This is a genomic window from Gordonibacter massiliensis (ex Traore et al. 2017) (genome assembly GCF_019731765.1).
Taxonomy (GTDB): Bacteria; Actinomycetota; Coriobacteriia; order Coriobacteriales; family Eggerthellaceae; genus Gordonibacter; species Gordonibacter massiliensis.
The window spans coordinates 93294-105280 of record NZ_JAASIO010000006.1 but is presented as its reverse complement, the minus strand read 5'-3'; the positions used below and the strand labels follow the sequence as shown (position 1 = coordinate 105280).

14 protein-coding genes are annotated in these 11987 nt (G+C 66.7%); 4 read left to right on the top strand and 10 right to left on the bottom strand.

Annotated elements, in window-relative coordinates:
* Nucleotides 1-17: 17 nt before the first annotated feature.
* Nucleotides 18-1703, bottom strand: a complete 1686-nt coding sequence (locus tag HCH03_RS08715) for a putative bifunctional diguanylate cyclase/phosphodiesterase (RefSeq protein ID WP_221689194.1) — start codon at nucleotides 1701-1703, stop codon at nucleotides 18-20.
* Nucleotides 1704-1986: 283 nt separating this feature from the next.
* Here HCH03_RS08715 and HCH03_RS08710 point away from each other — a divergent pair, with 283 nt between their 5' ends.
* The 4 genes from HCH03_RS08710 (at nucleotide 1987) to HCH03_RS08695 (ending at nucleotide 4226) form a co-directional block, all read left to right on the top strand.
* On the top strand, nucleotides 1987-2409 hold the full coding sequence (locus HCH03_RS08710) for a DUF488 domain-containing protein (RefSeq protein ID WP_185905875.1): 423 nt from the start codon (nucleotides 1987-1989) through the stop codon (nucleotides 2407-2409).
* A gap of 148 nt (nucleotides 2410-2557) precedes the next feature.
* Nucleotides 2558-3229 (top strand): TetR/AcrR family transcriptional regulator, encoded by a 672-nt coding sequence (locus HCH03_RS08705; RefSeq protein WP_221689193.1) that lies wholly within the window; start codon nucleotides 2558-2560, stop codon nucleotides 3227-3229.
* Entirely contained in the window at nucleotides 3226-3777 is a 552-nt protein-coding gene (locus tag HCH03_RS08700; RefSeq protein WP_221689192.1) for a flavodoxin domain-containing protein, read from the top strand. Before HCH03_RS08705 ends, HCH03_RS08700 begins: the two co-directional genes overlap by 4 nt.
* Nucleotides 3774-4226, top strand: a complete 453-nt coding sequence (locus tag HCH03_RS08695) for a hypothetical protein (RefSeq protein WP_185905878.1) — start codon at nucleotides 3774-3776, stop codon at nucleotides 4224-4226. Before HCH03_RS08700 ends, HCH03_RS08695 begins: the two co-directional genes overlap by 4 nt.
* Here the strand turns inward: HCH03_RS08695 and HCH03_RS08690 are convergent.
* The 9 genes from HCH03_RS08690 to HCH03_RS08650 form a co-directional block, all read right to left on the bottom strand.
* Nucleotides 4198-4791, bottom strand: a complete 594-nt coding sequence (locus tag HCH03_RS08690; protein ID WP_221689191.1) for a helix-turn-helix domain-containing protein — start codon at nucleotides 4789-4791, stop codon at nucleotides 4198-4200. The two genes, HCH03_RS08695 and HCH03_RS08690, sit on opposite strands and share 29 nt — an antisense overlap.
* 97 nt (nucleotides 4792-4888) lie before the next feature.
* Nucleotides 4889-5719, bottom strand: a complete 831-nt coding sequence (locus HCH03_RS08685; RefSeq protein WP_221689190.1) for a DNA-formamidopyrimidine glycosylase family protein — start codon at nucleotides 5717-5719, stop codon at nucleotides 4889-4891.
* 277 nt (nucleotides 5720-5996) lie between these two features.
* Nucleotides 5997-6536, bottom strand: a complete 540-nt coding sequence (locus tag HCH03_RS08680; RefSeq protein ID WP_185905880.1) for a CarD family transcriptional regulator — start codon at nucleotides 6534-6536, stop codon at nucleotides 5997-5999.
* Nucleotides 6537-6867: 331 nt separating this feature from the next.
* Entirely contained in the window at nucleotides 6868-7551 is a 684-nt protein-coding gene (locus tag HCH03_RS08675) for a 4Fe-4S dicluster domain-containing protein (RefSeq protein ID WP_221689189.1), read from the bottom strand.
* 272 nt (nucleotides 7552-7823) lie between these two features.
* Nucleotides 7824-8684 carry an ATP-grasp domain-containing protein gene (locus HCH03_RS08670; protein WP_221689188.1) on the bottom strand — a complete coding sequence of 287 codons (861 nt, stop codon included), beginning with the start codon at nucleotides 8682-8684 and terminating at the stop codon, nucleotides 7824-7826.
* An 83-nt stretch (nucleotides 8685-8767) separates the two neighbouring features.
* Nucleotides 8768-9502 carry an amino acid ABC transporter ATP-binding protein gene (locus HCH03_RS08665; protein WP_221689187.1) on the bottom strand — a complete coding sequence of 245 codons (735 nt, stop codon included), beginning with the start codon at nucleotides 9500-9502 and terminating at the stop codon, nucleotides 8768-8770.
* Complete coding sequence (locus HCH03_RS08660; RefSeq protein ID WP_221689186.1) at nucleotides 9492-10289, bottom strand: amino acid ABC transporter permease; 798 nt, start codon at nucleotides 10287-10289, stop codon at nucleotides 9492-9494. The genes HCH03_RS08665 and HCH03_RS08660 overlap by 11 nt, the downstream gene beginning before the upstream one ends.
* A 208-nt stretch (nucleotides 10290-10497) precedes the next feature.
* Complete coding sequence (locus HCH03_RS08655; protein ID WP_221689185.1) at nucleotides 10498-11367, bottom strand: transporter substrate-binding domain-containing protein; 870 nt, start codon at nucleotides 11365-11367, stop codon at nucleotides 10498-10500.
* Nucleotides 11364-11807 carry a MarR family winged helix-turn-helix transcriptional regulator gene (locus tag HCH03_RS08650; RefSeq protein ID WP_221689184.1) on the bottom strand — a complete coding sequence of 148 codons (444 nt, stop codon included), beginning with the start codon at nucleotides 11805-11807 and terminating at the stop codon, nucleotides 11364-11366. The genes HCH03_RS08655 and HCH03_RS08650 overlap by 4 nt, the downstream gene beginning before the upstream one ends.
* Nucleotides 11808-11987: the final 180 nt, after the last annotated feature.

Below are 11987 nucleotides of genomic sequence, written 5' to 3'. Positions count from 1 at the left end.
TCGGCACCAAGCGCCGGCTAGGACTGCGAGCCGTCCGGGCCCAGGAAGCGCTCTTCGAACGCATCGGCCGAAAGCGGGCGCGACACGAGGAAGCCCTGGACGTTGTCGGCGCCGATGGCGCGCACCGCGTCGAGCTCCGTGCTCTCCTCCACGCCCTCCACGGTCACCTCGATGTCCACGCTGTGGCACAGGTCGATGACGGCGTCGATGAACGCGCGGTTGAACGACTCGGCATGGATGTTCTTGATGAACAGCCGGTCGATCTTCACGATGTCGGCGGGCGATTGCGACAGCAGGCCGAGCGAGGAGTACCCCGTGCCGAAATCGTCCATGGCCAGGCGGATGCCCAGGGCGCGCAGCCGGTCGAACGTCGTGCGCAGGGCGTCGAGGTCCGTCACGAAGTAGCTTTCGGTCATCTCCAGCACGATGCGCTGCGCGTCGACGTCCGCTTCGGCCAACGTGCGCTCGACGAAGGGGACGAAGTCGGCTTCGAGCATCTGCAGATACGAGATGTTCACGTTCATGATGAAGTCGGGTCGCACGCGGTTCCACGCCGCGCACTGCCTGACGGCCTGCTCGAACACCCAGCGCCCCACGGCTCCGATGAGCCCGTAGGATTCCAAAACCGGGATGAACTCCACGGGGCTCACGCTGCCGAACTCCTCCGTGCTCCAGCGCAAAAGCGCCTCGGCCCCTGCTATGCGCAGCGTGTCGGCTTCGACGAGGGGCTGGTAGTGCACGGAGAAGCCCTTCATGCCGTCCATGACGGACGCCTGCAGGCGATCGCTGAGCTCCAAGCGCCGCAGCTTCTCCTTCGACATGGCGGGCGAGAAGAACGACACCGTGTTCTTGCCGTGGTGCTTGCTTTCCTCCAGGGCGCTTTCGGCGTGCTTGACCAAGTCGAGCCCCGTGGCGCCGTCCTCGCCGATCATGGCTATGCCGCCGGACACCGTGCAGAAGTACGGCACGCCGTCGATGTCCTGCTGGCGGTTGGCGAAGGCGTGCACGGTGCGGTACAGGTCTTCCATCGCGTTGCGGTCGCCGTCGTCGAGCACGATGGCGAACTCGTCGCCGTCGAAGCGGAAGGCGGTGGCGTTGTCGGGCAGCAGGCGCAGCGTGGACTGCGCGAACTGGCGCAGCACGCCGTTTCCGAACGCATGGTCGTTGAGGGAGTTGATGCGCGAGAAGTCGTCGAGGCCCAGCAGCAGGATGCCGCCCTCCATGCGGTTGCGCGCGAGCAGGCGGTCGAGCACCTGCAGGCATTTCTCGTGCATGAACAGGCCGGTGATGGCGTCGACCTTGCCTTTGCGCTCCAGGTTCGTGATGGCCCCGGAGAACAGCACGGGCTCGCCCTGGTCGTCGCGCATCAGCAAGCCGCGGCACACGATCCAGACGTGCTCGCCCTTGCGGTTGACCACCTGGTACTCGAGGTCGTGCTCGTCGGTCTTGCCGGACAGCAGATCGTCGATGGACTCGTCGAAGCTCGGACGGTCGCGCTCCAGCACGAGGTCGCGCCAGCGGGGGATGAGCCCCTCGAACAGGCGGTCGGGCAAATCGAAGTCGCGCAGCATGTTCTCGGACACGAGCGCCATGTCGGTTCTCATGTCGATGATGTACAGGTAGTCGTCGGTGCTGTAGGCGACGGCGTCGTAGAACAAGCGCGGATCGAGATCGAACGAGCTCAGCGCTTCTTGCGTGTCCATACGGCCATACCTCGAGTCTTGTGTATCGAGCGTTTCAAATTACCGTTGAGTATTGTAATGGAAACACGCCTTGAAGTGGGCGAAAAACAGAAGCCGGCGATACCGGGCGCTTCTCGCGGCGGCGAGCGTCGCCCCGAAGCGGTGGGCGGCCGTGGTGATTGCATGACGAAACGCCAGCGGTTTTCTCACAAGGGGGCCGTGCGGCATTCGCAGCGGGGAGCCTGCGGGTAAGCTTTGGGTAAAAAGCAGCGGCCGCAAGGCTGTCGAAAAGGAGCTTCCCATCATGAGGATTAACACGATCAGTGCTTACGAGACGTCCGCCGAGCAGTTCTTCGACGCTTTGGCGTCTTGGGACGTCGACCTTCTGCTGGACACCCGCCTGAAGAACACGAACCAGCTGGCCGGCTTCACGAAGAAGAACGACCTGGCGTACTTCGTGCCGAAGCTGCTGCATGCCGACTACGCGCACGACAAGCTGTTCGCTCCGGCGCCCACCATGCTCGAGCGCTACCTGCACGGCAACATAGCCTGGGACGCCTACGCCGACGCCTACCGCGAGGATATGCGCGAGCGCGAGGCCGTGCCGCAGTTCTACGACCGCTACGGCGCGTACCAGAGCGTCTGCTTGCTGGGCACCGCCACCCGCAAGCGCCGCAGCCACGTGGAGGTGCTGAAGGAGATGCTCGAAGCCGCGCACGCGGAATGACAACCCGGCCCGCGTGTCGATGGTGGTTTAACGTAGAGAGACGCGTCGAATCTGTTTGCGGCACAACTTTTCCAACAACCTTTTCCCTTGCATAACTAGCGATTGCTAGTTATTATACTAGCAATCGCTAGTTTAGAGAGGAACGGGCATGGAGCAGAAAGAGAAGGGCGCACGCGCGAACGCGCAGGGCGCCTCGACGCGCGAGCGTATCGTGGAGGCGGCGTTCGCGCTGTTCGCGGAGCGGGGGTGCCATGCGGTGTCGGTGCGCGACATCGCGGCGGCGGTCGGCATCAAGGACGCGTCGCTCTACAACCACTTCCCCAGCAAGCAGGCCATCTTCGACGCCATCGTGAGCGGGGCGTTGGATCGGATGCGCCGATTCTTCGGCGAGCGCCGCATCATGTTCGACGTGGGCGACGACGCGGGCCCCTACGAGGACTTGGGCGCAGAGGGGCTGCGCGCGATGGTGCTGCCGTCGTTCCGCTATTTCTTCGAGGACCCGTACCTGGTGCGCCTGCGTCGTTTGCTGGTGGTCAGCCAGTTCGAGAGCGAGGAGGCGGGACGCGTCTACCGGCTCGTCTTCGTCGAGCAGCCGATGGCGCTGCAGCGCACCATCTTCGAGCATCTCATGGTCACCGGCGAGTTCGCCGCCGACGACGCGGTGCAGATGGCGGTGGAGTTCCAGGGCGTTCCGTTTCTGCTCATGCACGCCGGGCTCTCATGGGAGCAGGCCGAGCCGCGGCTCTCCGCCCACCTGGAGCGGTTCGCCCGCGCGCACACGGTGGCGGGGCGCGGCATCCGAAAGGGGGAGCGGGCATGAACGCGGTGGTCGCGTACTCGTCGCAGACGGGATTCACGAAGCGCTACGCGGAATGGATCGCGGAGGACCTAGGATGCGAGGCGGTGTCGATCGACGACGAGAAGCGCTTCGACGCGGGCGCCTTCGACGTGGTGGTGTTCGGCGGGTGGTTCCATGCGGCCTCGCTGGTGGGCGGGAAATGGCTCAGGCGCGCCCGCGAGGAGCATCCGCACGCGAAGTTCGTCGCGTTCGCCGTGGGCGCGACGCCGGCGGAGTGGGCCGACATGGTGGACGAGGCGATGGGGCGGGAGTTCCCCTCGCCGGAGTTCGACGGGATGCCGCGGTTCTACCTGCGCGGCGGGTTCGCCTACGAGCGTCTGAGCATGCCGAACAAGCTGGCCATGAAGCTGTTCTTCAAGATGCAGGAGAAGCAGGCCGCCACCGACCCGCGCGCCGCCGAGATGCTCGAGGGCATGCGCGGCGGTTTCGACGCCACCGACCGCGCGGCCGTCGCGCCGGTGGTGGCCTGCGCGCGCGAGCTCGCGGGCGGCGAGGGGACGCGGGTATGAACGCGGCCCGCCGCGTGGTGCGGGTTATCTGCGCGTTCAACGGCGTGTGCGCCGTAGCGTGCGGCGGCTTCATGATGGCCGGGGCCGCAGGCGCGTTGCCGGCGTTGTTCGAGGGAGCTTTCTCCTTCTTCAACGCTATGGTGCCGGCTATCCAGGCCCTGCCCTTGCCCGCTTTCATGACGCAGGATCTGTTCTGGCCGGGACTGGCGCTTCTGCTGGTGAACGGGGTGGCGAACCTGGTGGCCACCGCGCTGTTCGCGCGACACGACCGGCGAGCGCGCGCATGGGCGCTCGCAGCCGGCGTGCTGCTCGTGTGCTGGTGCGCGCTCGAGCTGGCTTACCTGCCGAACGCGGTGTCGGCGGCGTACTTTGCGATGGGGGTCGTGCAAACCGCTTGCTCCGCGGCGATGCGCCCGCGCGCTAGCGACCTGGAACCGGGTGCTTCGTGAGGCCGTGCTCGGTGCAGTAGGCGTACAGCGCGCCGCCGGCGAGGCGCGGGAGGCGCGCCTCGCCGCCCTGCTCGGGGTAGAGCTTCTCGACGGCCAGGCGGTCGTAGCCGACGACGGCGACGAAGCCCAGGTGGTGGCCCTTCTCCATGGGGTGGTCGAACGTGACGTACCAGTCGCCCTCCACGCTTTCCACGCGCAGGGCATGCGCCTCGTCGGCGGGGCGCGCCTCAAGGGGTTCGAGCTTCCTGCCGCAGCAGGACACCTCGGCGTCGCCCGTGGTGGTGATAACGTTTCCGCAGGCGGGGCATACGCGGAAGGCCGTGCGTTTCATGGTGCCTCCTTGGCGTTCGTCGGGAGCGAGGGCACCGGCGAGCAGCGTTTCGACCGTGGTGCCCAGCTCGTCGGCGAGCGCGGGCAGAAGCGACACGTCGGGGCATCCGCCGCCCCGCTCCCACTTCGAAACCGCCTTGTCGCTCACGCCCACGCGCGCGGCCAGCTGGAGCTGCGTGAGCCCGCGCTCTTCGCGCAAGGATCGGATGAGCGCTCCGGTGCGCTTGGTGTCCATCGGTCTTCCTCTCGTTCGGTTGGCGTGCCGTCCACGATACGCCAACCGAACGCCGCGTGCAATGAACGCTCCGTAGAGTCGGGGGGGGGCGGGTTCCCTAAGAGAGCGGCTGGCAGGCGGGGCAGTAGTACACGCTGCCGCCCAGGTAGGGCTTCTTCTCGATCTCGCCGTGGCAGACGGGGCAGCCGTTCCTCCAGGTTTGCGCCGACAGGATGCAGCGGTAGCCGCCCGGCTGGCCGTACAGGTCGCGCTCCAGGTCGCGCCCGCCTTGCTCCGCCATGGCGGCCAGCGTGTTCTTCATGGCGCGGAACAGGCGCGCGAGGTCGGCGTCGGAAAGCGCGTTCACCTTGGTTTTGGGGTTCAGGCGCGCGTTGAACAGGATGTCTTGCAGCACGCCGTTGCCGATGCCCGGGATGCGCTGCTCGGTGGCGAGCAGCGCCTTCACGCTCGCGCTCGGCGGCACGGACGCGGCGAGGGCGCGGAACGCCGCCTCGTCGTAGGCGTCCGAGAGCACGGGCGTGGCATCGCGGGCGGCCACGTAGTACTCGTCGTCGTCGGCGCCCGTGTCGGCTATGAGGAACAGGCCGTACATGGAGGCCGTGCACGCCAGGTGCGATCCGTCGTCGAACGCGAGCAGCAGCTGGTGCTTGGCGGGGACGGCCTCGCCCGGCGCGAGGTAGCGCGCCCTCACGCCTTCGCGCAGAAGCAGCGTCATGCCGTCGTTCAGGGGAAGCTCCACGTAGGGGCCGGTCGCCTTGGCGGCCTCGATGCGCCGGCCGTCCAAGCGTGCGCCGTAAGTGGCGGGGTCGCCCGTGAAGAACGCGAACTTGTGCGGGGAGGCGTTCGCCACGGCGTCCACGACGATGCGGCCGACCAGGACGTCCGATATCTGGCGGGCAAGGGTCAGGGCTTCGGGCAGCTCGATCATGGGACGCTCCTTCGCTCGGATGCCGCGGCGCTCGCGGCCGCGCTGCCGCAAGTATAGCAAAGGGGACGGGTTTCCATCGTCCTGTGAAGTGGCTCGTCGCTTGCCATAGGTGCTTCAAAAGGGCGTTTGTGAACGAATTTTCGAGGCTTTTTATATATATGTGATAAGATAATTAAATATAAGACCAGATGAGAAGTTCGCATTCAGAATTATTCTCAAGAAGAATCATTCACAAACGCCCTTTTGAAGCGAAACGGCCCGTTGCGGCGGGTTTTTCTCAGCGGCGGCGCGCCTCTGCCTTCTTCACGCGTTCCACGAGGAAGTCGCGCACGTTGTCGCGGTCGATGTCGAGTGACACGGAAAGCTCGTCGCACAGCAGGTTCTCGGCCAGGTCGAAGTACTTCTTGTCCGTGGCGGTGATCTGGCGCCCCGCGCCGGTGCGGCGCGCGGTGCGCTCGTGGACGGACTTCATGATGGGGACGAGGTCCTGGGGCGCGAACGTCTTGAGGCATTTGTCGTACTCCTCTTTGATGCGGCGTTCGAGCAGCGTGGGCGTGTTCGCGCCTGGTTTGAGCGCTTCCTCGTCGATGGGCTCGGCGTCGGCGATGGAGTCGATGAGCGCGAGCGCTTCCTTGCGCGACATAGCGGGGCGCAGCGTGGGCGGTTCGGCCTCGTCTGCGGCTACGAACAGCTTGAGGGAGTTCTCGAACAGCGCGTGCAGCTCGAAGTAGTCCTTGCCTTCGAAGTACGCCTCGCGGACGGCGGCGACCTCGCAGACGTGATGGCGGTAGACGACGATATCTCCAGGTGAAACCATGGCGACCTCCGATGCGCTCAGGTGGGGAAACGGTTGTGCGATTCCATCGCGTCGGAAGTGCGGCGCAGATCGGCACCTCGATTGTACCACCCGGAGCGGCCGCGCCGCGCAAGTCGGTTCGGCGAACGGCGCGTCAGCGTGAGGCCGGCCGTACCGTCGCGCCGTTCGCCGCCAGCGCGGCACCCGGTCGGCTCGAGGCGCGGTCTTGCCGCGAGCGTCGCGCCTTCGAGCCGACCGGGTGCGTTTCCCGGGCCGCCAGCGCGTTGTCGCAGCTCGCGTTCAGCGGATGGCGAGGGGCCGGGGCCGATGGGGCCGGGCTGGCCGGGGGCGCTTAGCGGCGCGGGAGGCCCTTGCCCGCCACGGCGTGCGCGGGGCAGACGTGGTGGCAGTTGCCGCACTCGTCGCAGCGCTCGCCGAGGATGGCGTAGGGCTCGCCGGGTGCGATGGCCTTGAACGAGCAGGTTTCCAAACACGAGCCGCACCCGATGCAGGCGTCCGTGATGGAGAGGCCGGGCTCCTCGTAGGAATCGCCGCCGAAGGCGAAGCGCTCGCGGTAAAGCTTGTGGTCGCGGTTCACCATGGCGTAGTCGTAGTCGTACAGCTCGCCGTGGAAGCGGTGCAGCACGAACACGCGCGTCTCAGGGTACTTCGCGATGTCGTACACGGCCACGTTGAAGTTGCGGTCGTGCGGGGCCTTGGCCTCCACCTCGGCCATCGAGAGCTCGCGCACCTCGCCGGAGACGCGCATCTGGTAGCCGGGCTTGAACAGGGGCAGGTTGTTCTCGTCGAACACCACCTTGGCCTCGGTGCGCTCGCCCGACACGGCCAAGCGGCCGCCCTCCTTGAGCTGGCGGTAGAACGGCTTCACGTCCATGGTGCGCAGGTAGAGCCCCTCGTCGTCGTAGGCGAAGAAGTGGGCGATGCGCGACTCGACGCCGCCGCGGCCGTCGGGGGTGGCGAAGCTGCAGCAGCCGATCTCGTCGAACCGGTCGAAGACGTCTTTGATGGTGAGCATGAGGGTGGTCCTTTCTTGCGATGACGGGCGGTGACTGTCATCCTGAGCATTCGACAGTCCAGTGGACTGTCGAACTCCCGAGCACGCGGAGCGGGCGCAGGGAGGCGCCGCGAAGCGGCGACGCGTTAGCGCGGAGTCGAAGGATCCCGTGCGGCGCCAGCTGAAAATCTTACCGTTGGCACCGCACGGGATCCTTCGACTCGCTTCGCTCGCTCAGGATGACAAAGGGGGCGATGGCCGGGGCGTTGCTGTCGGCGGTCAGGCGGGGGCGGCTATGCGGGATGAAGGCGGTGCCAGCGGCGGGCGACGGCTTCGGCGTGGGCGCGCATGAGGTCCATCCCCAGCAGCTCGGTGCAGTCCTCCGAGACGTTCGACACGGAGTTCGCGTCGATGATGCACGGGCCGCGGTCGCTCTCGATGACGTCGAAGCTGCCGAGTTCGATGGAGAGCGCGGCCGAGGCGCGCTCCGCGGCATCCGTGACCGCGCGCGGGACGTCGGGGTAGGCGGCGTAGGTGGAGCCGAAGCGGTAGGCCGACAGGCCGTTGTCCGCGACGGAGCGCTTGACGACGAGCGCGCAGGCGCCGTCCACCACCTCGACGCGCGTGAGGAAGCCGCGCGCGGGTTCCACGTACTCCTCCGCGATGAACGCGATGGCGGGCGCCTCGGCCAGGAACGCCCGGGCTTCCGCGGCGCTGCGGACGATGGCGGTGCAGGTGGTGCGGCCGCCGCAGTTCGGCTTGACGACGCAAGGGTAGGAGAGGGCCTCCGGGTCGAGTTCGGCCGGCGTGCCGCAAGCATATACGGCGGGCGTGACGAGGCCCGCGGCGGCCAGCGTCTCGGTCGCCAGGCGCTTGTCCACTTCGAAGAAGTGGGCCCGCCCGGGGTTCACGAGCGGGATGCCGCGCTCCTCGGCCGCGCGGATCACGCGGGGCATGCGCTCGAGCGACGCCTCGTGCCCGCGGAACTGGGCGCTGGCGAACACGCGGCTGACCAGCATCTCGCAGGCAAGCGCCTCCTCCTCGGCGGCTTCGCCTTTCATGTTCACCAAGCGAACGGGCGCGCCGCACGCCTCGATCTCGGCCGCCAGCTTGCGGTCGGACCACTCGTCGGACTCGTACAGCACGCCTATCATGGGGTCTCCTCCGTCTCGCGTTCGCGCACTCGACCGATCCCGCTCGCTCCGCTCGCCGAGGTCGTCGCGCCCGTGCGCGTCCATCAGATGCTCCATTCCAGAAGCTTGCTCAGGAAGCGCTGCAGCTCCGGCGTGGCCGGACGGTCGAACAGACGGGCGCTCGCGCCGTATTCCAGCAGCGTGCCGTCGTGCAGGAACGCCGCCTTGTCGCAGGCGTGCCGCGCGAAGCCCATCTCGTGCGTGACCACGATGAAGCGCGTTCCGGAATCCTTGAGGTCGCGGATGAGGTCGAGCACGTCGTTGGTGTACTCGGGGTCGAGCGCGCTCGTGGGCTCGTCGAGCAGCAGCATCTTGGGCCGCGCGGCCACGGCGCGCGCGATGGCCACGCGCTGCTGCTGGCCGCCCGAGAGCTGCACGGGCCGCTTGTCTTCCTCGGCGGCTAGCCCGAAGCGCGAAAGCAGGTCGGCGGCGCGCTCGCGCGCCTCGTCTTCGGGCACGCCGTGCACGACGCGCAGGGGCAGGGCCACGTTCTCCAGCGCGCTCAGATGGTGGAACAGGCCGCTCGACTGGAACACGAAGCCCAGCTGCGCGCGGTAAGCCGGCAGCGTGCGCTCATCGTAGGCCACCGCCTCGCCGTCCACCTCCACCGTGCCGCCCGTGGGTGCGATGAGACCGCCGACGATGCGCAGCAGCGTGGACTTCCCGCCCCCCGACGGGCCGATGACGGCGAGCGTGGTGACGTCGTCGTCGAAGTCGATGCCGCGCAGCACGGGCGCGCCGTCGAACTCCTTGGTCAGGCCCTCTATCCTAATGCGCATAGCCGAACCTCTTCTCGAAGCGCTTGCTCACGAACATGATGGGCAGCGTGAGGCATAGGTACAGCCCGCCCAGCAGCAGAAAGCCGCCGAAGAAGTTGTAGTTCGTGGCCGTGATCTCGCGGACGGTCTGCGTGAGCTCGATGACCGCGATGACGGACAAGAGCGACGAGTCCTTCACGATGGTGGCGAACTGGCCTGTGAGCGCCGGCAGCGTGCGCGCCACCAGCTGCGGCAGCACCACGTGGCGCACGGTTTGCGCGCGCGTGAAGCCCACGGCGCGGGCGGCTTCCATCTGGCCCTCGTCGATGGAGAGCAGGCTGCCGCGCACGATCTCGGCTATGTAGGCGCCGGCGAACACGGACAGGATGACGATGCCGGCCACCACCTTGTTGTCGATGCCCCAAGCCGTGCCGATGATGTAGTAGAACAGGTAGATCTGCACGAGCAGGGGCGTGCCGCGCACGAGCTTCACGTACAGATCGCACAGGTAGCGCACCGGCAGCACGCGCGAGCCCTGCCCCACGGCCACGGGCACGCCGACGAGCATGCTGATAACGAGGCTCGCCGCCGACAGCTCCACCGTGAGTAGAAATCCGTCCGCGATGCGCGTGCGGTACTGCTCCACGAAGTCGAAGTTGAGGGCGATGCCGGCCATGCCGAGCGACAGCCAGAACACCGCGATCACGACAACGCAGACCAAAAGGTAGTTCGCGAAGGCTTTGACCGGCGGCGCCGCTTGCTTCGGCGCCGCCGTGAACGGGCGGGACAACAGAGAGAGAACGTGCACGGCGGACCTTTCGTCAAACGGTTCGAACATGTTTGTGCTGCATGGTCGTCTGGGCTGCATCGTAGGGCAAGGGCTCTGCCCTTTGCCGTCTACCTGCGAAAACGCACCTTGTTGAGCGACAAGGGCAGAGCCCTTGCCCTACAAAACCAACGAAACGATGCTTTTGATGCAGCCCTTGCAAACCCGAATCAAAGCGCGGCGGCGCCTACTACTCGAAGTCGAAGAACCACTTGAAGCCCAGTTCGTCGAAGGCGGCCTTCTCGGAGGAGAGGTGCTTCTCGGTCAGACGGTCGAACTCGCCGTCGGCCTTGCTCTTGGCGATGAACTCGTTGAGCTGGCCCAGCAGCTCGTCGTTGCCTTTGGCCACGGCGATGCCCCACGACTCGGGGTCCTGGAACGGGATGAACACGGCCTTGGTGGTGTCCGGGTTCTTCTGGTTGTTGCGGTAGATGGTGAGCTGGTCGTACAGGAAGCCGTCGGCCTTGCCCTGCACCACTTCCGTCACGCAGGCGCTCTCGTCGGCCAGGCGCACGATCTCGGCTTCTCCCAGGTTCTTCGTGGCGTACACGTCGCCGGTGGAGCCGGTTTTGACGGCGACCTTCTTGCCGGGCTGGTTCAAGTCGTCGATGCTGCCGATGCCGGATTGGGCGTTCGCCAGAATAGCCAGCTGGGCACTCGCGTAGGGGTCGGAGAAGTCCACCGACTCCTTGCGCGCATCCGTGATGGTGATGGACGACATGAGGCAGTCGGCCTTGCCGGTTTGCACCATGGGGATAAGGCCGTCGAAGGCGGTGTTCTCGATGACCACGTCGTAGCCGTAGGCGTCGCCGAAGTCCCTCATGAAGTCGACGGACACGCCGCTCGGCTCGCCGGCGTCGTCCTTCGTCTCGAACGGGGGATAGGCAAGCTCCATGGCCACGGTGAGGGTTTTGTCCTTGCCGTTGCCGCTGTTCGTGGGGTTGTCGGAGCCTTCGCTTGGCGACGAGCAAGCGGCAAGCGCGAGGAGTGCGACCGTTGCGAGCGCAAACGCGGCGAGGGTCGCCGCCAGGCGGCGGGGACGGGCGGATGGGGTGTTCATGCGGGTTCTCCCTTCAGAGCGGTTTCGAAGTTTTCCTGCATCGTGCGAAGCGTGCGGTCGAAAGCTTCCAGATCTTCGGCATCGAGCCCTTGGCATTGCACGGTCGTCAGCGCGTTCGAGATGGAGTCGAAAACGGGCTGGAGCCGGCGGCCCCGATCGGTGAGCTTCACGAGCACCACGCGCTTGTCCTCGGCCTGCTTCGCGGTGGTCACGTAGCCGCCGGTCGCGAGCTTCTTCACCAGCGCGGTGACGGTGGACGGGTCCCGGCCGATGCGCTGCGCCAGCTCGCTCATGGGCAGCTCGCCGTGCGCGAAGAGCTGCACGAAGATGTCGCCGTGCGACGGCGCGATGCCGTGCAGCCCCTGTTGTTCGAGCTGCTCGACCAGATAGCGGTTCGCCAGGGCGAGGGTGCGTGCCAGTTGGTTGACGGTGCCGCGCAAGGCGGCCTCCTTTCGATGCGTCGGATGCTCAGGCATCATACTTTGACATCAAAGTATTGTCAAGGCTGCGACGCAGGGGGAGTATGGCGCGCGGCCGACCGGCCTTCGCAGTCGCCTCGCGCGAGGTCGAACGAGTGCATCGTCGCTTGAAACACGCGGTTTCGGGCGCAAAACCGCGGC

What these genes read in the sequence shown, in the direction of transcription:
- HCH03_RS08695 (WP_185905878.1), top strand. Translation starts at nt 3,774, where the DNA reads ATGAACGCGGCCCGCCGCGTGGTGCGGGTTATCTGCGCGTTCAACGGC.
- HCH03_RS08715 (WP_221689194.1), bottom strand. Translation starts at nt 1,703, where the DNA reads ATGGACACGCAAGAAGCGCTGAGCTCGTTCGATCTCGATCCGCGCTTG.
- HCH03_RS08665 (WP_221689187.1), bottom strand. Translation starts at nt 9,502, where the DNA reads ATGCGCATTAGGATAGAGGGCCTGACCAAGGAGTTCGACGGCGCGCCC.
- HCH03_RS08690 (WP_221689191.1), bottom strand. Translation starts at nt 4,791, where the DNA reads ATGGACACCAAGCGCACCGGAGCGCTCATCCGATCCTTGCGCGAAGAG.
- HCH03_RS08675 (WP_221689189.1), bottom strand. Translation starts at nt 7,551, where the DNA reads ATGCTCACCATCAAAGACGTCTTCGACCGGTTCGACGAGATCGGCTGC.
- HCH03_RS08700 (WP_221689192.1), top strand. Translation starts at nt 3,226, where the DNA reads ATGAACGCGGTGGTCGCGTACTCGTCGCAGACGGGATTCACGAAGCGC.
- HCH03_RS08670 (WP_221689188.1), bottom strand. Translation starts at nt 8,684, where the DNA reads ATGATAGGCGTGCTGTACGAGTCCGACGAGTGGTCCGACCGCAAGCTG.
- HCH03_RS08705 (WP_221689193.1), top strand. Translation starts at nt 2,558, where the DNA reads ATGGAGCAGAAAGAGAAGGGCGCACGCGCGAACGCGCAGGGCGCCTCG.
- HCH03_RS08710 (WP_185905875.1), top strand. Translation starts at nt 1,987, where the DNA reads ATGAGGATTAACACGATCAGTGCTTACGAGACGTCCGCCGAGCAGTTC.
- HCH03_RS08680 (WP_185905880.1), bottom strand. Translation starts at nt 6,536, where the DNA reads ATGGTTTCACCTGGAGATATCGTCGTCTACCGCCATCACGTCTGCGAG.
- HCH03_RS08655 (WP_221689185.1), bottom strand. Translation starts at nt 11,367, where the DNA reads ATGAACACCCCATCCGCCCGTCCCCGCCGCCTGGCGGCGACCCTCGCC.
- HCH03_RS08685 (WP_221689190.1), bottom strand. Translation starts at nt 5,719, where the DNA reads ATGATCGAGCTGCCCGAAGCCCTGACCCTTGCCCGCCAGATATCGGAC.